This window comes from Brevundimonas sp. FV1ye7S (genome assembly GCF_058680995.1).
Window position 1 is genome coordinate 898,262 of the sequence record NZ_CM178726.1, and the last position, 19,013, is coordinate 917,274.

Below are 19,013 nucleotides of genomic sequence, written 5' to 3' on the forward strand. Positions count from 1 at the left end.
GCCCTCAACCGTTCTGCCGCGATTTGGACGGGCGGCGCGGCCCTCGCCGGCGCAGCGTCCACGGTCGCGGGCGCTCTCCTCTAAAGGCTCGCCATTATGGCGAGCCTCGGATCACCCCGATCAGGGTGGCCAGCGCCGCGATCAGTTGCGCTACGGCGGTGATGGTCAGTGCGATTTCGGTCCAGTTCATCGAAGTCTCCTCTTGATCCTCCGCGCGGGATTGCGCGTCGGTGAGGAGCTCTCGCCAGCCGCTTGCCTCGGCTGGGCACAGGTCGCATCGCGCCGCTCTGCGGGACGATCTGCACACGCGCAGCACGGAAGAGAGTCGCCTTGCCCCGCCGCAAAGGCTGGCACCCTTGCTCCCCGACGCACACACCCGCCGGAGGCTTTGGAGGACTTCGCTCTTGGGCCGAAACGCTGGCCAGCACAGGCAGAGCTTGGAGCATTTGGCATCGCGGACATGCCGACCATCGCCGGGCCATCCCCAGCATCGTGATCCGCACGAGCAACCTCTCATCACGCGCAACCTGGAGCCTTGGGCGGCGGCTTCAACGCCAATCTTCCCCTGGCTGACGCCATTCCTCGCGAGGCAAGATTCCCGTCCGCCTTCGGCTTGAGGCCGCCGCCCGGCGGCTCCGACCGGTGCGCATCGAGGCCGCACGGTGCGGCTTCACAACGCAAGGAGGCCACCATGGCGAACATCGGCACTTTCACCCGCGAAGGCGACAACTTTACCGGCGCAATCTCCACCCTGGCCCTGAAGGCCAAAGCGTCCCTTCACCCCAACACCAAAACCAGCGACCAAGCCCCCGACTACCGGGTCTATGCAGGGGGAGCCGAGATCGGAGCCGCCTGGCTGAAGACGAGCAAGGGCGAGCGTCCCTACCTCTCGGTCAAGCTGGACGATCCGAGCTTTCCCAGCGCCATCTTCTGCCGCCTCGTGGAAAGCCATGATGGCCAGCACCGCCTCCTATGGAGCCGGTGATCCCCCAGGCCGGGCGGGACCGTCCGCCCGGCCTGGCCACAAAGATTAACGCAAACTTAACCGTAAGGTCGTATCGTTTATCAATATGCCCGACCAGTTCACTAACCCAGACGAGCGTTTGCGCCCTCTCCTTGTTCAAGGTGAGCGCAGGCGTTCGGGGCCGATAGAATATCAAGTGAACCCGACTACCTATCCGGAACTGGCGCAAGCATTTGACGAGTTGCAGACGCGAGCTGGGACAGCGGGGTATCAACTTCTGATCCTCGGCGATGATTTCGGCGGCGCAGGTGTGGATTACGACCGAAAACGGATCGGCGTCGGCATCGGTAAACTCAACCGGCTCACCTTCGACGAAGTGCTTGCCGTGATTGGGCACGAACTCGGTCATGTCCAACGCCATGAACATTCGCAGTTGCCAATGGCGACGCAACCAATCCCCGGTCTAACCTCAGGGCAAATGGAAGAAATTGAAGCAGATCGCTTAGGGGTGCTGCTGACGGGCAATTTTGCCGCCGCCGCAAGCGCCTTGCAGAATGGCGGCGTCACCATGGACCCAGTTCTGACCGTAGAGGTCCGGGTGCAAGCGCTCCAGACGAAGCCCCATGTCGATGAACGCATTTCTCTCGGTCAAAATCCATAACTCCCGATTGCGCAATCAGCCTTTATATGGAACGTTGATCGTCGAACAAAGTAGCGCTGATCGGGGGATGCAGCATGAGGTTCGCCACCATACTCAGCATAGCGGCCTTGATCCTCTCATCGGTGGTTTCGCCAGCCGAAGCGCAATCGACGAACAGCTCCACCCTACGCTACCTCACAGGGGTGCAAACGCTCCCGCAACATGGCACCGTTACTGGCATAACGTATGAGCGGCAACCTTACCTTTGGAACGGACTAAACGTCTTTAAAGTCATTTCAGTGAGCCGGTACAGCCAATTCGGAGCTATCTCTGCGGGTGATTACATCTATAGAATCAACGGGTATTATATCCGTGATGTGAACGACTTGATCTATTACACAGGCGCGCACCGACTTGGCAGTAACGTCACGCTGTCGTTCGTGGATGTATCGCAGGGCAATCAGGCTATGGTCGTTACTGCGCCCGTCCTCCTCTACTCAACTGCGTTTCCGAGCACCTCATCTCAACAGACAGTACGGCAACAAGAGGAGCCGTGGTGCATGCAATCCGGTGGGAAAATGGCGCTTTGCGCTGGCGGCGTTATCATCGGAGCGGCAATTTTAGGGGCGCTGCTTGGAGGTTCATCGAGTAGCAGCGGATCTTCGAGCGGAAGTTCCTCCAGATCGCGCAACAACGATGATAGCTACCGGCCCCAACGTCCCGCCCCACAACAAAACGAGGAGCGGGAACGCGACAACGGCGTGGGCTGCTATTGGGGTTACACGAGCTATGGCACCTGCGTGAAGTAGTTAACGCAATCTTAATTTTAACTCGCTATAGTTGTACGATATTAGAGGTAGCCTATCGCACTTAATCCTACAGATGCTGTGACCGATGCTCGACGGGGTCTCCCCGGCGAGCCGGAGGGTGCCCTCCGCGCGGAACTGCTGGAGCAGATCGGTGCGGCGCAGGCGGCGTTGGAAGCGCAGCTCGACCAGTTGCAGCATGCCGCCAACCAGGGCGGCAGCACGGCCGCGCTGGTGATCGCGCAGAACCAGCTCAGCCGCTTGGGCGGATTGGGCCAAGCCATCGAACATGCCAGGGGCGTCAGCCTCGCCAGCATCCGGGCCGAGGTCACGGCCGTGGTCGCCGCCACCCTGGCGACGGTGCAGCAGGCCCGCGCCGCCGCCGCTGGCGGACAGGCCGCCGAACTCGCGCTGCACGAAGCCCAGGCCGAAGCGCACCGTACTACCGGCGACTTTCTGCGCGACTTCTACGAGCGCAAGATATTCGACAAACACCTGCACTTCGCCTCCCCCGAGGACGAGCGCGCCTATCGCGAGCGCGAGGAAGCTTACCAGCGCGCCATCGAGGCAGCCCACGCCGAAGGAACGCCGGAAGGCGATCTACGCGCCGCCGAACTCGCATTGGCGCAGTTGGATGACGCGGGCCAGCATGGCGCAAAGGACAGCCCTGAGTTTGCGCGGCATCGCGACCGGATTGCTGCGAGCATCAGTCCGTTGCGCGGCGCTATCGAACGACAGCCATCGCAAGAGGAGGCCCGCGCCACAAAGGCGGCTGCTGCTGAGGCAGACAAGGCCTCTGAGTTGGACGACCTCGACCTCAGCGAAATCAGCGCGTCCCTGAAGGCCGCTGGCATCGTCTCCGCCCCGGCGGCGGCCGACGTGCATCATGGCCTGTCTGTTCAGCAGGCCGCCACGCAAGCCCAGGGGCGAAGCGCGTAGCTACATCAACCCCAATCGCTGACACACGCCGTTGACCGTGGAGCGATAGGCCGGATCACGAACCAGCTTCGGCAACTCCCGCGCCTCCGCCGCGTCGAGGTCGGCCGTCATCTGTGCATTGGTTTTTCCGATGATCGCGCCGAGTCGTTTCGCGCCGTCGAATGCTCGCTGACCTTGGCGTTCGGAACGCTCGGCCTGGGCCTGCTCGCCGCGTTCCTGGGCTTCACCGGCCAGATAGAGGTTGGCGATAAAGCATCGAATGGAGTGATCGTAGGCGAGCCGGTTGCCACGCTCCGAGGCCGGTGGCGACTGCGCTGCCCCGGTATTGGGTGCCGCGAGCAACGCGGTCGCGATGACAACCATGTGGAGACTTCGACGCGTGAAGTTCTGGCACGGCATCAGCGCCGCCCCTTGAGCGTGAAATGCAGGATGTAGCCGGAGATCAGGGCTCCGGCTGCGCTTCCCGCTGTGCGGTCGATGATCTGGAGCAGATGGTCTTTGAAATCGCTCTCGTGATGATTGTCGTGGTGCTTGTCGGTCGTGACGTCATACGTCGTGCCGTTGCTGTGTTTGACTTCGTAGAGATTGGCCATGTCCGCCCCCGCCGCTCACCATGAGCGGTAGGGAAAGCGTAACATTAGTGGGAATTCGGTTGCGGATAGCACGTTGTTTTGACAAGCCTATTGTCCATATGAAGCCAAACGGAACAGCGCTGAACCGCCCTGCCAAAAAACCGCGCAAACCCAGCGTCCGCGCCGGTTTTTCGCAGCGTTGGGGTTGCGACGTTATTCCCACAACGGTTGCAGCCGTCCGGCCCCGGCGGCGGGCATGAGGGCCGCGCCCGACGCAGGATCGCTGCGCGATCATCACGGCCAGCGCAAATACCTGTGCGGGAGTGAGCCGCGCCGGTTCCTCGCCGCCGCCGCCCGGATGGATGCAGAAAGCGGCGCGCTTTGCCGGTTGCTCGCCTTCACCGGTTGCCGTGTCAGCGAGGCCTTGCAACTCTGCCCCGAGCGGCTCGATGCCGAGGCGGGCCGCATCGTGTTCCGCACCCTGAAGCGGCGCAAGCTGGCCTTCCGCGCCGTGCCGGTGCCTGCCGAGCTGATGCGCGAACTGCGCCGCCTGGCGCGCGGCAAGCGCCCCGACGAACCGCTTTGGCCCTGGTGCCGCCAGACCGCCTGGCGTCGGGTGCGCCGAGCCATGGCCGAGGCCGGGATCACCGGCGTGCATGCCAGCCCCAAGGGCCTGCGCCACACGTTCGGCGTTCAGAACGCCGAGCACAACATCCCGATGCCGCTCACCCGCGACTGGATGGGCCATGCCCGCATCGATACCACTGCCATCTACCAGCACGCGGTGGGGCGAGAGGAGCGCAGTTTCGCTCGGCGGCTGTGGCGGGGGTATGTGGAGAGAGATTAGCCGCGACTGCGCACCAGCGACACCGCCGACCGTGCGGCCCAGCGCGCGACGCGATACATCGCGACGCCGCCTCCAGCGATGATCACCAGCCCAGTCGGGGCTTCCGCGACGGGATAATGGTATGCCAGCAGACATAGGATCGGCAGCGCCGCCATAAGCCACGTCGTGATGGCTGGCTTAGTGAACTGATCGCTATCCATGATGCTCCTCCTTCGTGGAATGTTTCCGGCTCGCCGCGATGGCGATCAGCGTGTTCGTCGGGATGAACCCGTCCAACTGCTCGGTGATATCGACGGCCTCGAAGATCGCCAGCAGTCCAATCGGCCCCCACAGCACAAACATGATCGCCGCTGTGCCGATCTCGGTGAGCAGGCTGACGCCCAGCAGCAGCCGACCGATGGTGAAATCGAACAAGTCGAACACCACGCAGATCGTGAACTTCGCCCACACCGGAATGGGCAATCCCGTATAGTTCATTGCATCCCCCATGCGTGACGGCCGCCGCCGGGATGGCGGCTCCCCGCACGCCATCGCTGGCTATCGGTCCAGCTCCGCCCCCTTGTCTTGCCTCGCCTGCGTCTCCCCCGGCTCGCGCACCGCCCAATCCTGAGCGAACTGGTCGTCGGTCTTGACGCCCCACAGGTTTGCCAGCGCGTCACCCGGCCGGTCGGGCGTTCGCCGCCCGAACCATCCCTCGTCGATCAGCTTGGCGCGCATATCGGCGACCACCTCGCCGAAAACCCCGCCCCCCGGTCGTTCGCCCATCGCCTGTATCCCCACAGCCAAAGACTCTTCTGGGTAGTAATCGCTCGCGCCCAGGACGCGCGCCACTCCATAAGCGTCACGGTTGAACGACGTTCGCGGAATGGGGGATTCCGAATGAGTTTTGTGCGCGATCTCGATACGCGGCTGCTGCGCCTGTCGCAGGGCGACTACTTCACCCTGCGCGACGCCTGCCAGGGCGTGCAGGTGTTCGGCGGCATCGGCAGCGGCAAAACCTCCGGCAGCGGCAAGGCGCTGGCCTCCGCCTATTTGCGCGCAGGCATGGGTGGGCTCGTCCTGGCCGCCAAGCCCGACGAAATCGAACTCTGGCAGCGCTATGCCCGCGAGAACGGCCGCGCCAACTCCGTCCTGCTGTTCGGCGACCGAGGCGGCTGTTTCAATTTCCTCACCTACGAGCTGAACCGCCACGGGGCCGACGGCATCGGCTCCGTCGTCGAATGCCTCATGCGCATTCTGGAAGCCGCCCGCCTCTCGAAAGGCGACGGCGGCAAGGGCGAGCCCTTTTGGGAGGACGCCACGCGCCAACTGCTGCGCAACTCCATCCCCATCCTCTACGCCGCCACCGGCACGGTCAGCATCCCCGACATCATCCGTTTCGTCAGCTCCGCGCCGATCAGCACCGAGCAGTTGCAGACCGCCGACTGGCAATCCTCCTCCTTCATGTTCCAGGCCATGCTGGCGGCGAAAGACCGCCCCGTTGCGCACTTAAGCGCCGACGACTTCATGAAGACCTCGAACTACTGGCGCTACGAGTTCGCCCAGCTCGACGGGAAGACGCGCGGCAACATCGCCATCAGCCTGTCCACCGCGCTCGACCGCTTCAATCGCGGGCGGCTGCATCGCGCCTTCTGTGGCGAAACCAACCTGGTCCCCGAGCTGACGCTGCATGGGGCGATCATCATCATGGACATGTCGGCCCTCACCTGGAACGAGGACGGCATCATCGGCCAGCAGCTCTTCAAGTACATGTGGCAGCGCGCCGTGCTGGCCCGCAACGCGCTGGAACCGCGCCACCGCGAGCGCCCCGTCTTTCTCTGGGCCGACGAGGCGCAGTATTTCGTCAACGGCTTCGACGCCGAGTATCAATCGACCTGCCGCAGCTCGCGCGCCTGCACCGTCTATCTCACCCAATCCCTGCCGACCTACTACGCCCGCATGGGCGGCCCCCAGCCGCAGCACGCCGCCGACATGCTGCTGGCCAACTTCCAGACGCGGATCTTCCACAACAACGCCTGCGCCGTCACCAACCGCTGGGCGTCCGACACCATCGGCCGCTCCATGCAGGTGCGCTACAACGAGAGCAGCGGCAGTTCGTCCGGCTATTCGACCGGCATGAACGCCGGCGAAAACGCCAGTTGGGGCAGCAGCCAGGGTTCGGGCGGCTCGTCCGATAGCCGGGGCGGCAGTTCCAGCAGTTGGAACAGCGGCAGCAACCACGGAGGCGGCGACAATTGGGGCCGCAACCGGGGCCGCAATTCCGGCCAGAGCAACAGCACCGGTTTCAGCGAAACCATGGACGTCGAGATCGAGCCCGCCGTTTTCGCCCGCGACCTGGCGACCGGCGGCCCCGCCAATGGCGGGCGCGTCACCGGCCTATGGCTCAGCGCGGGCCGTCGCTTCACCGAAAGCCGCCGCAACTACCTCCACGTCACCTTCCAGCAATAGGCCCGCCATGCGCCCGCCCAGCACCTTTCAATGGCTCATCGGCAATCCCATCGTCGGTTGCCTGCTTTCTATCGTGGCGCTCGCCAGCCTCGCCGGTTGGTTCACCGGCGACGTCCCCGGCCTGCTGACCTTGCTGGCGATCTGGATCGGCGCGATGGCGGGCCGCGCCATGGAGCGCGTCAACGCCTACACGCGCTGGCAGCGCGAATGGAACGGCATGGGCGGGGGTGGCGGCGGCGGCATGCGCCTGCCGAGCCTGAATGCCCTCCGCATCCTGGCGGCGCTCATCATCTGGTTGATCTTCGCCGTGTGGTCGCTGGAAGCACCGGCGGAGGATCCGTGGATGCAAACCGCAGCGGTGCTGTTCTGGATCGGAACGGCGGTGATGGGGTTTGCGGCGGTGGCGCGAATGCTAGGCGGTGGTGGGCAGAACCGCCGCGCCAATGCCGTAACGGTTAGCGTCTGCCTCGCCGCTCCCCGTCGCTCGCCTACGGTGCAGGACTGCTACGGATCTCTGCCCGAGCATTGGACGCCACGCCGATAGTGGGGGCAGCGGCAATCACAGTTTGGTTAACCCGTCTGCATCTCACCACACCCACCCTGTTGGAGGGCTCATCGGCAACATTCCTTCCATGCAGACCATATTGGCGCATCGAAGAGAGGGGTGAAGCTCACCCGATTCAATATTCATCAAATTGTAACAGTAAAGAAATTTACAAATGTTACATTAAGCGCATGAAAATCGAAGACTCCCAAAAAACGCCGACCGATAACTCATGGCTAATAGATTTAGCTGCAGGAGGGGCTACTGGCGTATATATATCGAATCTTCTGAAGCGCGAATTAATGGATAAGCTTCCTGGAGCTAGCCCAACGGTTCGGATAGCTTGCGGCTACGGCTCCATAACCGCCTCAATCATTGCTGGCATTAGCGTTGGGGTCGCATCGCATTGGCTTCGTTACTTGGCAGATCAGCACTCCATTCGGACCCCTGCCCCAGCGCGCCTCTAGACGAGAACGCGGGTATGTGTAAGCTTCAACCTCCGGGCGATTTTGGGGGAAATTATGTCCTACACATTCAAGCTGACCCACGCGCAAGGCCAGCAATACACTTGGACAATTGATCGTAGCGACATTGCCGTGGACCGACATGGCCACGTTCTGGCTTTTACCGTTCGCTTTGAAGATGGGAATACTGCCTCGTTCGCCTTAGGTAACGGCGGTGCCTTTGTTCAATCGCTGCTGTCAACGCCGCTGGATGAAGCAGCAGGGATGGGTGGAGGCGCTGCATTGGGGCGCCGCTTTGGTGTTGTTGGGTCTGCGATAGGCGCTGTCGCCGGATGGATCGCAGCGGAAATCGCCGAAGGTGTCATAATGCAGCATGCGAACTATTATGATGAGAGGGGAAATCTCGCCTTTCATGGCCTGATAACGATTAAACGATGAAGCCACAACTGAAGATAAGGCGCGGCTCCGAATGGTATGGGGCGGGTCTATCGATGGCCATTATTGTAAACGGAAAAGAAATTGGACGCCTTCCAGGCGGCGCTCCGAACGAAAAGACATTTGACCTCAGCAGCGCGGGCGATTTTGAAATCCGTTTTCGTATAGATGGGTGCCTAAGTTCACCGTATTCTACGCAAATATCTAACAACGAGCGAGTCACGCTAAGGGCTGTTCTTCCTGAAAATCCCATCCTTTCTCAGGTGTTTCGTCGATCAAGTTTCGGAATGCTAATTACAGAGCGTCAGCTACCTGAGAAGATTTCATAAATAACCTTTACGAAATGCTAGACGTAGAACTGGCCAATCATAATCAACCACATGGCAGGCGTTGGCCCTCTCATCTAGCCACAACAATATACTCAATTAATGCATTTTCGGCGGGCTTGTTCAGCCACATCAAGGGTGTCCACTGCTGAAGGAACGTCACTTGCTGGCGCATGAGCGCCTGCCGCAACGGCTCCAGCCGCCTTCCGGTGATCTCGATCACCTTGTCCGGCAGTCGCAGCCGTAGCGTGTCCTCGCCGGAGAAGCCGACCTCCATGAGCAGGCGGTAGGGGAAGGCTAAGCCTTCCGGCACAATCGTGCCCTCCATCCACCAGCGCACCTCGCAGGAGAGGTTGACGTTGCCCGCGGGCATGAAGCCGAAGGCACGGTATTCGCCAAGAGCTGGGCGAGACTGACATTGCCAGTCACGCGGACCAAATCCCAGAAAGAGATAGGAGAGAGGCCGAAGTATCTGGAGAACCTGCATATGCATGGATCATCAAAAACGAGTCAGCATGCCAACCCCTGCGTGATTATATAAGAGAGAATCCGAATGGGCAGCTCAGCTATCTTGTTAATGCGGCCTTACAAAATCGCGAAGGTAGAAAGGTCAAGAAAAAGGTGACGTACATCGCCGAGCACGGTCCCTACATTTATACTGACCGAACTCAGCCAACCACTATAAGTCAATGGAACGCTTGTAGCGCAATATCGGCGCGATTCAATATCGAGATGACAGAAAGGCCTGGAAAACCGGGCATTTGCTATCAACAACACGGCGGCATGTTTGGCACATCATTCCCTGAGGACGGATCAGTCAATATTTCTCCTTCAAGGTGCAGATGCCGACCTATGATTTTCGATGGAGGTCGATATATTTGTGAAATTGAAGTCGCCTACAACTGCGTCTATACAAAAACCATCACGTCCGAGTATGAACGCTGTCCTGCTCCATAATTTAACATAACAGTAACATTTACGACAGTGCTGTTGTGATAAAATACTTTGAATGGAGATTCACATGAGCGATATTCGAAACGTTTTAATTAATCTTGATAAAGATAGCGACAACCGCCTCTCATCGGAAGAATATATGAATGCCGCGAGGCGGGCATTGAGAAACGAGCACCTGAGCCGAGCTGTAGAATGCTCCTCTCCAGGCCCTTCGTACTCTCAATCCGAGCTGGTAGAAAAATTTAATGATTTCAAAGCGCGTTATGGAGATGCGTTCTCGAATGGTATAGAAACGCCGTCACCACAGATGTTCGGCGAAATCGCTGCGTACAGCGAGCGACTTCGGCAAGCTTATCAGCAATGTCACGAAGGCGCATTTGACCTCAATCGCTTGTCCGCCGAAATTCAGCTTTTTGCTACACACGTTTCCATCGGTATGGAGAATGAATATCAGAATGTTAGGCGCGCATCTGAAAATATGATCGATCTACTGCTTAGAAAGCGCTGAACCAAATACTTCGATATTGTATACTAATCACCCATTGGATTCAACGAGCCACTAATATTGATTCTATCACGGCGCTTTGGCGGGGCTTTTCTTTCCATATCAGTAGCGACCATTGCTGTAGGAATGTCGCTTGTTGGCGCATCAGCGCTTGACGCAGTGGATCCAGCCGATGCCCCGTGATCTCGATCACTTTGTCTGGGAGCAGAAGGCGTAGGGTGTCCTCGCCCGAAAAGCCGACTTCCATCAGCAAGCGATACGGGAACGCCAATCCTTCCGGCACAATCGTACCCTCCATCCACCAGCGCACCTCGCAGGAGAGGTTGACGTTGCCTGCGGGCAGGAAGCCGAAGGCGCGGTATTCGCCAGGCGCGGGCGCGACACTGGCGGCTTCCACCGCCATGGCATGGCGGGGGTCGATCTGTCCGCCGAAGGCTTCGCCCCGCGCCACCTTTTCGGTGAAGCTCGGCCGACGCGGCGTACTGCCGAATACCCGGTCAAATGGATCATCGGTCATGGTCGGCCTCATGGTTGGGCGTGGCGTTGATCGGGCGGAATTGGGCGGCGAAGCTCTCGGCCAGGTCGCCGAGGCGCAGCACGAACTCCGCCAGCTTCGCCGGGTCGCGCTGCTTGAGGGCGTCGGCCTCGCGCTCGAAGGCGCCCCGCTTCTTCACCGCCACCCATTGGGTCACGCGGTCCTTCAGGTAGTCGTAGGCCTTCTCGATATGCCGCGCCAAACCCAGGTTCGGCAGCGGCAGGCGGAAGATGCCCTGCGCCTCCAGCGTCCGGTGATCGATCCGCGCCGCCGATCCGGCGTCGGCCAGGGCGGCATTGGCATGTGCTGCCCATGCCCGCCGCCAGATATTCACGTTCCGCAGCGCTTCGGCCTGCTCCAGCGCCTCCTTGTTCTCCGGCGTCGGCGCGTTGTTGAAGCCCTTGCGGGCCTCCGCCACGAGCCGGGCGATATCCTCCCGCTCGTTCCAGTCACGCTCCTTAGTCGCCGCGAACCCCGTCGGCGTCGCCGCATCGAGCCGCCGAAGCGTCAGCATCACATGCGCATGGGGCTGCTCCTGGCCATCCGCCGCATCCGGGCAGTGAATGCCGATATCCGCCACCATGCCCTGCTGCACGAAATGCGATCGCACGAACCGGCGCACGAGATCGATCTGCTCCGCCCGATCCAGTTCGCGCGGCAGGGTGATCTCGATCTCACGGGCCAGCTGCGCATCCACGCGCTTCTCCGCCCGCTCCACGACGTTCCAGAGCGTCTGGCGGTCGAACACCCAGCCGGGCGCCCCCGCCGGCGCGAGGATCTCGGTATGCACGACGTCGGGTTTGTCAAAATCGAACCAGCGCCCCTGAGAATCGTCGTACAGACGTTCCCCGGAACGGTACGCCGCAGCGGCGATGGCAGAGCGCCGAGTGGCCCCACCGGGCCTGGGTGCCCTCCCAAGCGCTCGCGAGATCACCTTCAGGCGAAGGTGGTAGATAGCCATACCCAACCCCCAACATCACTGACACCTGCCGAGCGACAGTAAGGAAGAAAGGCGAGATGGGTGCACTTATACATCCTGGCGGATGTGCCCCAAGAAAAGAACTCGCCCTTTGGTTGCGGTGATGGCCGATTTGATGCGTTGGTGCAGCGCAGCAACACGGCCGGTTGGGCATGGCAGGGGGCGCGCTGCCCCCAATTACACCCCCGTCATCGTCGGCTTAAGCAGGCTCCCAGCCGCCGGGCGGGACCAGTCCCGCACCCAGGTCAGAACCGCTTGCCGCGTCCCGACACCCTTGGGCGGAGGTCATACGTTGCGATGTATGGGGCTTCCCACGTCTTTTAGCTCGGGTGAGCCAAATCTTGGTGGCCCTATGACTTAGCTTCCGCCACACTGCTGGCGCATGTCAGAGGAAACATTCAACGAGAGCTTAGCCGAAGCACTTGATCTCATTGATCGGTGGTTAGGCGAGTTGAACGTTCCGCTTCGCCAACGGCCCTTACAAGCCGCGCTTGAATTTGTCCGGCACTTCATCATCGAAATCAAGGTAGGCGACCAGGAGCCTCAAGCGCCTGGAGACATCGCAGAGGTCATTCTTGCGGAATGGTTCAAGCCTATCATGCAAGACGTGAACGCTTGGTATGTCGAGCGGTACGGCAAACGTATGGATCCTGACTCGGGCAGTCCCGTCATTGGCACCGTCAGAATCTTTGGCACGCCATTTGAGATACGCGTCCCTACCTCGACCCATTCACCCGGCGTTCCAGGCGAAACCATCTGGGTTGAGTTTCCCGACCGGGTCCTTGAACGCGAAGAAGCATTAGATTGGCTTGTCGATGGCCCAAACACTGCCAAACTCGCTCGCGCCGATTACTTCAAGGCGAAGCGCCACGCACACGACGTCGCGACTGCGCTTCGCTTCATCACTATCGCGATCAATGGAATTTCGAACAAAGACCTAAGGGCTCACCAACTCGCTAAGGGCGTCGTACCTCACTTGGAGCGAGCTGCGGCTCAGCTCATCCAGGCGGATCAAGGCTCGTTGAAAAGAGCCCACTGGGACATGCAAATGGCTGTCGAGCTGGCTTTCAAAGCTTTGACACAGCAGCGCTCCGATACCTTTACCGAAACGCACGACCTGTTTGTCTTATTTGATCGTCTGCCGAATCCTGAATTGGATCTGCCACGTCGCCTACTATCAATGCTTCCCAACTGGGAAGTGATGGCCCAGCTCCGCTATGGTGAGGGGCCTGACGTTTCGCTTGATGACGCCTTTGTTCGTTACAGAACTTGCCTAAAAATCGTGGCTGGTATTGCCGATGGATTCAAACGATGGCGACTGGGCCAAGCCCGGTTCGAAATCAAGAAGGCTCCTTGGCTTGGTGACGGTCTTCCCTCAGCAAATTTGCCCCCAGAAGAGTAGCAACTCTCAATGCAGGCATCGCCTGACGCCGCATATATTTGAATAGGCCCCAGTCGGTCTCACACGCGGCACAGGCGCTGATGACCAAAAATCTCGCGCCCGAATGGAATTGTAGGGCTGTGCACAAGGATACGTTCGCAATTTGTTCGCCAAGCGAACTGTGCTAGCCACAAGGGCAGCAATCATGTGAGCACTCATCAATATGGGTTCGGTCGAAGCAAAACTTCCCCGTGACGTAATTTTCATCAGCAAGGGTACGCCAAATGACGATGAGTTCGTGTTGTGGCTTGCCCCTCGATTGGAAGCCGCCGGGTACAAGGTCTTCGCCGACATTCTCTGCCTAGAGCCAGGAGATCGCTGGCGACGCGTACTCACGAGCACCCTACAGGAACGCGCAGCAAAGATGCTTTTGTGCTGCAACGACGTGACCCTGAAAAAGGACGGCGTTGGCGAAGAGATTGGGATCGCATCCGATCTTGTGCGGGAACTTTCCGATCCCAACTTTATCATTCCCCTTCGGTTGGAACCCTTCAAGAAGGTCTTTGGTATCGGCGAGCTACAATGGGTCGATTTCTCCGACCGCTGGGCTGATGGCTTGAACCGGCTTCTGGAGGCTTTGCAGAAGCAGAAGGCTCCCTGCGACCCGGAGAATGCCGTCATTAGCCCGCACTGGGAACAGTACCGGAAACGCGCCTCCATCGAGGTTACGAACGCCCCCGAAACACTGACGAGCAACTGGCTCCGTCTAATCGAAGGCCCCACTTTTATCCGCTACTACAAGGCATCGGGCGTTATCAGCCGCGATGCCCTTCGAGCTGCAGTTAAGAAGTTCAGCTATCCCGCCGAAGTCCACAACCAAGGCTTCTTTACCTTCGCCAATCCGCTTGACGTTCAGAAACATTTCGGCGGCACGGGCAAGTTTGCCATCGCCTTCGAAACCGGCCTGATGGAGTTCGTTCAGGAGGGTTTGGAAGAGTACGATATCCGGCGGCGGGAGGCCTCAAACATAGTCATGTCCATGCTTCGGGTGGCGTGGAATCGGAAATGCAAGTCGCTGGGACTGGCAGAGTATCAGTGGTCCAAAGCAAGCGGCTTTCATGCGACCAAAGACTTGGCACCGGTCGGCAAGCGCTTCGGTTGGGGACGCCAAGGTGACAAGCGGTCATCAATGCTGCGTAACATCGCGAAGGGACATGTTTGGCAATATGGCATCAGTGCGCAGCCATCATTCTGGCCCTATCCGCACATGAAGTTGAAGGCCCGCGTTCTGTTTGCCGAAGAGGTGAACGGGGAAGCCGGCGCGGCAATCGACGATAAGAAGAAGCAACACCGGCTTCGTCGCCGAGTATGCAAAGGGTGGCGTAATAAGCAGTGGCACGGCCGCCAGATGGCGATGCTCGAACTTATGGCGGGAGACTCTGCTTACATCGTCCTGGAGGTGGGATCAGATGCATCATTCATGCTCGATGCGACACCGATTCCTTTCACGATGCCGGTGACTACGGTGTTGCCCGATGTCCTGGGAGACGAGGACGAAGAAACCGACGAGTCGACCATCTACGCGTCGCGGCCGGAGATGGAGGATGTCGAATGAAATTTCCCGAAAAATCCCTGCCGACTATTTTCATCGACGAGCCGCCATTGGAGTTCGCTTACGGGCAATCATGCCCGAACCCGAAGGACGGACTTTTTCTCTACGGCCCTCATCGCAGACCGAAGCGCACCAAAGAAATCCGCATCGGCGTCATCGGGACAGATGCCGGAATTGGCTACTTTAAGACCTGGGCCGAGGGCCTCAAGCGACGCGTGAACGTCCCGCCACCAGGCAAGACAGACAAGGCGAACCGGCTTCATCTGGCAAACTTTCCGGGGATCGAGGAGGCGTTCTCCATCTCCTATGTTGTCGATGATTTTGTCTCTTACTCGCTCGAAAAATCCAAAATTATCGACGCGACAAGCCTACTCAACCAGCACGAGGCGGTTGCGAAGACGGTCGCGCTGTACGCCGACCGCGTTAAACGCCACGACAGGGATGAAGAACAGGCAGTCGATGTCTGGGTATTTGTACTTCCGGAAGAAATCTTCGAACGCTGCAAGCCCGAAGCAAAGCGGACCGGGGTTCCTAAGCTCAAAGGGGAGTTCGCCGGACGCCAGCGCGAACGCTTCGACGCGCCTCTGTTCGCCGGTGTGCTCGACCAAACGGAAGAGGCCGTTTTTGATGACGTCCCCGATTTCCACCGCCAGGTTAAAGCGCAGTTTTTGAAGCTGGGCCACACAACCCAGCTTCTGCGCGAAACGACTCTTGCTCCGGAGGCCTTCACAAACGCCGCTGGTTATCCCACTCGAAAAACCCAAGATCCGGCGACTATCGCGTGGAACCTTGCCACTGGGCTCTATTACAAAACTCAACCTTCGCCGCCCTGGAAACTGTCCGGAATACGACCGGGCGTCTGCTATGTCGGGCTCGTTTACAAAGTTATCCCGAACGATAAGCGTGATTTCGTCTGCTGCGCTGCTCAGATGTTCCTGAGCGAGGGCGACGGCGTCGTATTCCGTGGAGCGAACGGTCCTTGGAAGACAAGCGACTACGAATTCCACCTAGGTGCAGAGGCTGCCAAATCTCTCATGGAAATGGTCGTTGAGGCGTACCGAGAAAAGCACGGCGAGGCACCTCGCGAAGTTTTCATTCACGGCCGCACCTTCTTCGACAACAAGGAGTGGGAAGCATTCGCGGCAGCCGTTCCCGAAGGCACCAACGTGGTAGGAGTTCGCATCCAATCGACCGATGGCGATGTTAAGCTCTATCGCGACGGCGACTACCCAGTGCTGCGTGGCTCAGCGATCATTCTAGACGATCAGAATGCGTATCTTTGGACCAATGGCTATGCGCCCCAGCTCGACACCTATATCGGTCCAGAAACACCAAACCCTCTCTTCATTTCAGTTCTCCGAAGCAAAGAGGCATTTCCAAAAATCGATGGCGTACTTCGAGACATTATGGGCCTGACCAAAATCAACTATAATGCTTGCAACTTCAACGACAGCTTGCCCGTAACAGTTCGGTTTGCTGACAAGGTTGGCGACGTGTTGGTGATGGGGTCGGCGAAAGACGCAGAACGCCAGCCGTTCAAGTTCTATGTGTGATCCATCCAAGCTAGCCAAAGCCTCCACCACAGAACCAGGCTGAATCCGCGAGCGCCTCATAGGTGGCTCGCCGCCAAGAATTAACGTGCGCTGCTGCGCGGCTTGCTGCCACGCGTCGCAAATGGATGCTGATCGCTTCAGGCGAGTTCCGCTCGGCCATTTCTTGAAGGCCAAACTTGATATCGTTCAGCTCCACGGCAGCATGAGACGCGTACAACTCCGCCAATTTGTAGGTTGCAAAATGCCAGCCAATTCGCTCGGCCTTTATTGCTTCCCAATGAGCTGGCGGTTGCGGAAAGAAGTACACTGAGGCTGGCGTCGTTTCTTTGACGACCGCAAACAGCCATCGGTCATCGTCCGCATCCTCAAAGTATGGATGGAATGTTTGCTCGCCAGCACGAACAGCCTGTTGAGCTAGTTTGGTTTTGTTACACTCGCTGCAAGCGGGAACCAGATTGATCGGGGTAACAGTCAAAGCAGGATGCGCAGACTGGGGCAGATGGTGGTCCAGTTGCGAGACCGTGCGCTGAGAGCAAAGGGGGCAAATATCGTTTTCAGGAGCGGATTTAAGTGCTCCGTACAACTCGCGGGTCCCCTTGCTCTTAACAAAGGTGCCTTTATATACTCGCTCCATTTCGGCAGTGCTTACTGGCCCGCTTAGCCCGTCAGTGCCTGGGATAAGGTAGAGTGTCGAGTTTTCCCCATGCTGCGCGTATGCAGCTTCAGCGGCAATCACGCTAGGCATCGCTACTGCGAGGCGCGCTGTTAGGTCATTATCTCGGATGCTTTCAATGCATTGTGTCAAAGCGTAGTGTGACGAAATCGCTGGACGGGGTAGCCGACGCATTAGAGTTCGTCCCGTTCGGCAATGAGAGCTTGAACGATAGCTCGAGCTTCCACACCTAACTGATCGTTAAAATGTTCGACTACGCCGTCGAATGACCGCCCCTCTGCAACTGCCTTTCTCAGCAGTTGGTGGAACCCGGCACGCGTGACTTCCAGTCCAAATACCTCTCGGGTAAGCAGCCCGACGTTCTCGCCGAACGTCTCAAGAGTGGGCCGCTCAACAACTGAAACGCCGCGGCTACGGCGCAACTTCCATGCGCAAGATTGTGGCACTTCCTGAAGCACGACAGGCGAATGCGAGGCGATAATCGCGACACCGTTGCGTTTAACCAGGAGATCAGAAAGACAGCGAATGAAGGCCGAAAGCAGAGGAGGATGAAGGTGGCCTTCAGGCTCATCTAGCAAAACCAGCGTCTTTTCATCGACCAACTCGACCAGTCTGGTCACAGTCAGCAAAATTATCGCATGTCCTGAACTCAGGCGTTCGAACAATGCCTGTGCCCGCTCGTTCCAGTCCGGCCCCGGTCCTTGATCTAGTAGCGCCGTAACATCGGCTTCCGCGAAAAGGTCGTCGGTTTCAAGCGTTCTCACAGCGTCACGCCAGCGAGTGGCTTTTAAGCCATTCCGGCATCTAGCCAAGCTTCTCCGAAAATCGATAGCCAGCTCGGCTGGCGATTTCATGCTGAATTGATCCTGGCCATCGACAGTAATCTTGTGGCGTAGGCCGACTTGGGTGGACCCCATGTTGTCGGTCGCTGCGGGGTCGAGATCGTAATTGTCGAATGCGCTGAAGGAGATGAGCACAAGACCGGCAAACGACCAGTCACTTTCCATGATTCCTCTGACAAGTTCGATGGTGCCAGGAGGCTGATCCTCATCACCAGCTCGCCCCAGCAACGCCTCGGTGAGCCCCCGGATGCATCTCGACTTACCCACTCCATTACGTCCGATCAGAACGTGCACATTTGTCGGAGGGACCGAATCTGGACGTACGACAAAGTTCAGATTTGCGGGCGGCACGCCCTCCGGATTTGGCAGCGTATATCGGAAATGGAATTTCGTGAGCGCAGCGTCGCCTTGGGTGATGCGATGCAGGCGGTTGCGAACGTTCTCCGCACGGACGTCTCGCAACAGAGAATTGCCCATGACGTCTTCGCTTGAGCGAGCGTCGAACAAATCTAAGTTTGAGGCCACATCGCGCAGGCCTGCCAAAACCTTATCCTTAAGCTCGGGCAAGTGCTCATTGAGCGTGACGTAGTAGTCCTCTCCCTGCCCGAGAGAAAAGAAACGTTCATCCAGAACCTCAAATTCATCGGGAATCTCGGGTGATCGCTGTCCTGGTTCAGTAGTACTTGCTGGTCGTAAACCCACTTGGCCAATTTTTACGGAACCGACGTCATGGATGATACCGTCCGCATTGGCGACGCGGAGATAGAACATCGTCCGGTACTTTCCCCAATCGTCCCAATTGTCTCGGGAGAGGAAAGCTTGGTTACGCGCATGGGCGGGAACACGTCCGCCGACCCCCAGAACTGTAAAAAACATTATCACTTCCCCCACCCGCTCATTGGCGGCTTTCAGTGAAGCTTACGGTTGCGGAAGGCATCTTGTCACGCGATGAGTGAGGTAACAGACGTGCCCACAGGTCCAATGCAATCCGAAG

Annotated in this window: 22 protein-coding genes; 12 read left to right on the forward strand and 10 right to left on the reverse strand. The window is 58.9% G+C overall.

Annotated elements, in window-relative coordinates:
- Positions 1-691 precede the first annotated feature (691 nt).
- The 4 genes from ACW18C_RS04330 (at position 692) to ACW18C_RS04345 (ending at position 3,349) form a co-directional block, all read left to right on the forward strand.
- Entirely contained in the window at positions 692-985 is a 294-nt protein-coding gene (locus ACW18C_RS04330; RefSeq protein WP_492072995.1) for a DUF736 domain-containing protein, read from the forward strand.
- Positions 986-1,160: 175 nt separating this feature from the next.
- Positions 1,161-1,625, forward strand: a complete 465-nt coding sequence (locus tag ACW18C_RS04335) for a M48 family metalloprotease (protein ID WP_492072997.1) — start codon at positions 1,161-1,163, stop codon at positions 1,623-1,625.
- A gap of 74 nt (positions 1,626-1,699) precedes the next feature.
- Positions 1,700-2,413 (forward strand): hypothetical protein, encoded by a 714-nt coding sequence (locus ACW18C_RS04340; protein WP_492072998.1) that lies wholly within the window; start codon positions 1,700-1,702, stop codon positions 2,411-2,413.
- Between the two features lie 78 nt (positions 2,414-2,491).
- The gene (locus tag ACW18C_RS04345; protein ID WP_492073000.1) at positions 2,492-3,349 is read left to right on the forward strand and encodes a hypothetical protein; all 858 of its coding nucleotides are present in this window, start codon (positions 2,492-2,494) and stop codon (positions 3,347-3,349) included.
- On the opposite strand, the gene ACW18C_RS04350 is transcribed toward ACW18C_RS04345, so the two are convergent.
- Both ACW18C_RS04350 and ACW18C_RS04355 read right to left on the reverse strand, forming a co-directional pair.
- Positions 3,350-3,712, reverse strand: coding sequence for a hypothetical protein (locus tag ACW18C_RS04350; protein WP_492073002.1), 363 nt, complete (start codon positions 3,710-3,712; stop codon positions 3,350-3,352).
- Positions 3,713-3,747: 35 nt separating this feature from the next.
- Positions 3,748-3,942, reverse strand: a complete 195-nt coding sequence (locus ACW18C_RS04355; protein ID WP_492073003.1) for a hypothetical protein — start codon at positions 3,940-3,942, stop codon at positions 3,748-3,750.
- Positions 3,943-4,177: 235 nt separating this feature from the next.
- On the opposite strand from ACW18C_RS04355, the gene ACW18C_RS04360 reads away from it, so the two are divergent.
- The gene (locus tag ACW18C_RS04360) at positions 4,178-4,768 is read left to right on the forward strand and encodes a tyrosine-type recombinase/integrase (protein WP_492073005.1); all 591 of its coding nucleotides are present in this window, start codon (positions 4,178-4,180) and stop codon (positions 4,766-4,768) included.
- Here ACW18C_RS04360 and ACW18C_RS04365 read toward each other — a convergent pair.
- Genes ACW18C_RS04365 through ACW18C_RS04375 form a run of 3 tightly spaced genes read right to left on the reverse strand, consistent with a single transcriptional unit; the run spans position 4,765 to position 5,533 of the window.
- On the reverse strand, positions 4,765-4,968 hold the full coding sequence (locus ACW18C_RS04365) for a hypothetical protein (RefSeq protein WP_492073006.1): 204 nt from the start codon (positions 4,966-4,968) through the stop codon (positions 4,765-4,767). The two genes, ACW18C_RS04360 and ACW18C_RS04365, sit on opposite strands and share 4 nt — an antisense overlap.
- On the reverse strand, positions 4,961-5,245 hold the full coding sequence (locus ACW18C_RS04370) for a hypothetical protein (protein WP_035306718.1): 285 nt from the start codon (positions 5,243-5,245) through the stop codon (positions 4,961-4,963). Before ACW18C_RS04370 ends, ACW18C_RS04365 begins: the two co-directional genes overlap by 8 nt.
- Positions 5,246-5,305: 60 nt before the next feature.
- Complete coding sequence (locus ACW18C_RS04375; RefSeq protein ID WP_492073008.1) at positions 5,306-5,533, reverse strand: hypothetical protein; 228 nt, start codon at positions 5,531-5,533, stop codon at positions 5,306-5,308.
- A gap of 114 nt (positions 5,534-5,647) precedes the next feature.
- Between ACW18C_RS04375 and ACW18C_RS04380 the strand changes: the two genes are divergently transcribed.
- The 3 genes from ACW18C_RS04380 to ACW18C_RS04390 all read left to right on the forward strand — a co-directional run bounded on the left by ACW18C_RS04380 (position 5,648) and on the right by ACW18C_RS04390 (position 8,662).
- Positions 5,648-7,216, forward strand: a complete 1,569-nt coding sequence (locus tag ACW18C_RS04380) for a type IV secretory system conjugative DNA transfer family protein (RefSeq protein ID WP_492073009.1) — start codon at positions 5,648-5,650, stop codon at positions 7,214-7,216.
- Between the two features lie 7 nt (positions 7,217-7,223).
- Positions 7,224-7,760, forward strand: a complete 537-nt coding sequence (locus ACW18C_RS04385; protein ID WP_492073010.1) for a hypothetical protein — start codon at positions 7,224-7,226, stop codon at positions 7,758-7,760.
- A 521-nt stretch (positions 7,761-8,281) separates the two neighbouring features.
- A complete protein-coding gene (locus ACW18C_RS04390; RefSeq protein WP_492073011.1) occupies positions 8,282-8,662 on the forward strand; it encodes a hypothetical protein in 381 nt (126 codons plus the stop codon).
- A 396-nt stretch (positions 8,663-9,058) separates the two neighbouring features.
- Here ACW18C_RS04390 and ACW18C_RS04395 read toward each other — a convergent pair whose 3' ends face one another.
- The gene (locus ACW18C_RS04395; protein ID WP_492073012.1) at positions 9,059-9,472 is read right to left on the reverse strand and encodes a hypothetical protein; all 414 of its coding nucleotides are present in this window, start codon (positions 9,470-9,472) and stop codon (positions 9,059-9,061) included.
- Positions 9,473-10,006: 534 nt separating this feature from the next.
- Here ACW18C_RS04395 and ACW18C_RS04400 point away from each other — a divergent pair.
- On the forward strand, positions 10,007-10,447 hold the full coding sequence (locus tag ACW18C_RS04400; protein WP_492073014.1) for a hypothetical protein: 441 nt from the start codon (positions 10,007-10,009) through the stop codon (positions 10,445-10,447).
- A gap of 40 nt (positions 10,448-10,487) precedes the next feature.
- Here ACW18C_RS04400 and ACW18C_RS04405 read toward each other — a convergent pair whose 3' ends face one another.
- Both ACW18C_RS04405 and mobQ read right to left on the reverse strand, forming a co-directional pair.
- Positions 10,488-10,961 carry a hypothetical protein gene (locus ACW18C_RS04405; RefSeq protein ID WP_492073015.1) on the reverse strand — a complete coding sequence of 158 codons (474 nt, stop codon included), beginning with the start codon at positions 10,959-10,961 and terminating at the stop codon, positions 10,488-10,490.
- Positions 10,951-11,940: a MobQ family relaxase gene (mobQ, locus tag ACW18C_RS04410; protein ID WP_492073016.1), complete on the reverse strand. Its 990-nt coding sequence runs from the start codon at positions 11,938-11,940 to the stop codon at positions 10,951-10,953. The genes ACW18C_RS04405 and mobQ overlap by 11 nt, the downstream gene beginning before the upstream one ends.
- Positions 11,941-12,340: 400 nt before the next feature.
- Between mobQ and ACW18C_RS04415 the strand changes: the two genes are divergently transcribed.
- The 3 genes from ACW18C_RS04415 to ACW18C_RS04425 all read left to right on the forward strand — a co-directional run bounded on the left by ACW18C_RS04415 (position 12,341) and on the right by ACW18C_RS04425 (position 16,504).
- Positions 12,341-13,360: a HEPN domain-containing protein gene (locus ACW18C_RS04415; RefSeq protein WP_492073017.1), complete on the forward strand. Its 1,020-nt coding sequence runs from the start codon at positions 12,341-12,343 to the stop codon at positions 13,358-13,360.
- 202 nt (positions 13,361-13,562) lie between these two features.
- The gene (locus ACW18C_RS04420; protein WP_492073018.1) at positions 13,563-14,954 is read left to right on the forward strand and encodes a toll/interleukin-1 receptor domain-containing protein; all 1,392 of its coding nucleotides are present in this window, start codon (positions 13,563-13,565) and stop codon (positions 14,952-14,954) included.
- Positions 14,951-16,504, forward strand: coding sequence for an argonaute/piwi family protein (locus tag ACW18C_RS04425; RefSeq protein WP_292149220.1), 1,554 nt, complete (start codon positions 14,951-14,953; stop codon positions 16,502-16,504). The genes ACW18C_RS04420 and ACW18C_RS04425 overlap by 4 nt, the downstream gene beginning before the upstream one ends.
- 10 nt (positions 16,505-16,514) lie before the next feature.
- Here ACW18C_RS04425 and ACW18C_RS04430 read toward each other — a convergent pair whose 3' ends face one another.
- Together ACW18C_RS04430 and ACW18C_RS04435 are read right to left on the reverse strand one after the other, a co-directional pair.
- Entirely contained in the window at positions 16,515-17,240 is a 726-nt protein-coding gene (locus ACW18C_RS04430) for a hypothetical protein (protein WP_492073019.1), read from the reverse strand.
- Between the two features lie 110 nt (positions 17,241-17,350).
- Positions 17,351-18,895: an AAA family ATPase gene (locus ACW18C_RS04435; protein WP_492073020.1), complete on the reverse strand. Its 1,545-nt coding sequence runs from the start codon at positions 18,893-18,895 to the stop codon at positions 17,351-17,353.
- Positions 18,896-19,013: the final 118 nt, after the last annotated feature.

Excerpts from the sequence above, each read along its gene's own strand:
- ACW18C_RS04370 (WP_035306718.1), bottom strand. The coding sequence starts at position 5,245 with ATGAACTATACGGGATTGCCCATTCCGGTGTGGGCGAAGTTCACGATC.
- ACW18C_RS04420 (WP_492073018.1), top strand. The coding sequence starts at position 13,563 with ATGGGTTCGGTCGAAGCAAAACTTCCCCGTGACGTAATTTTCATCAGC.
- ACW18C_RS04350 (WP_492073002.1), bottom strand. The coding sequence starts at position 3,712 with ATGGTTGTCATCGCGACCGCGTTGCTCGCGGCACCCAATACCGGGGCA.
- ACW18C_RS04390 (WP_492073011.1), top strand. The coding sequence starts at position 8,282 with ATGTCCTACACATTCAAGCTGACCCACGCGCAAGGCCAGCAATACACT.
- ACW18C_RS04375 (WP_492073008.1), bottom strand. The coding sequence starts at position 5,533 with ATGGGCGAACGACCGGGGGGCGGGGTTTTCGGCGAGGTGGTCGCCGAT.
- ACW18C_RS04425 (WP_292149220.1), top strand. The coding sequence starts at position 14,951 with ATGAAATTTCCCGAAAAATCCCTGCCGACTATTTTCATCGACGAGCCG.
- ACW18C_RS04365 (WP_492073006.1), bottom strand. The coding sequence starts at position 4,968 with ATGGATAGCGATCAGTTCACTAAGCCAGCCATCACGACGTGGCTTATG.
- ACW18C_RS04405 (WP_492073015.1), bottom strand. The coding sequence starts at position 10,961 with ATGACCGATGATCCATTTGACCGGGTATTCGGCAGTACGCCGCGTCGG.
- ACW18C_RS04380 (WP_492073009.1), top strand. The coding sequence starts at position 5,648 with ATGAGTTTTGTGCGCGATCTCGATACGCGGCTGCTGCGCCTGTCGCAG.
- ACW18C_RS04415 (WP_492073017.1), top strand. The coding sequence starts at position 12,341 with ATGTCAGAGGAAACATTCAACGAGAGCTTAGCCGAAGCACTTGATCTC.
- ACW18C_RS04360 (WP_492073005.1), top strand. The coding sequence starts at position 4,178 with ATGAGGGCCGCGCCCGACGCAGGATCGCTGCGCGATCATCACGGCCAG.
- ACW18C_RS04435 (WP_492073020.1), bottom strand. The coding sequence starts at position 18,895 with ATGTTTTTTACAGTTCTGGGGGTCGGCGGACGTGTTCCCGCCCATGCG.
- ACW18C_RS04330 (WP_492072995.1), top strand. The coding sequence starts at position 692 with ATGGCGAACATCGGCACTTTCACCCGCGAAGGCGACAACTTTACCGGC.
- mobQ (WP_492073016.1), bottom strand. The coding sequence starts at position 11,940 with ATGGCTATCTACCACCTTCGCCTGAAGGTGATCTCGCGAGCGCTTGGG.
- ACW18C_RS04385 (WP_492073010.1), top strand. The coding sequence starts at position 7,224 with ATGCGCCCGCCCAGCACCTTTCAATGGCTCATCGGCAATCCCATCGTC.
- ACW18C_RS04340 (WP_492072998.1), top strand. The coding sequence starts at position 1,700 with ATGAGGTTCGCCACCATACTCAGCATAGCGGCCTTGATCCTCTCATCG.
- ACW18C_RS04395 (WP_492073012.1), bottom strand. The coding sequence starts at position 9,472 with ATGCAGGTTCTCCAGATACTTCGGCCTCTCTCCTATCTCTTTCTGGGA.
- ACW18C_RS04355 (WP_492073003.1), bottom strand. The coding sequence starts at position 3,942 with ATGGCCAATCTCTACGAAGTCAAACACAGCAACGGCACGACGTATGAC.
- ACW18C_RS04400 (WP_492073014.1), top strand. The coding sequence starts at position 10,007 with ATGAGCGATATTCGAAACGTTTTAATTAATCTTGATAAAGATAGCGAC.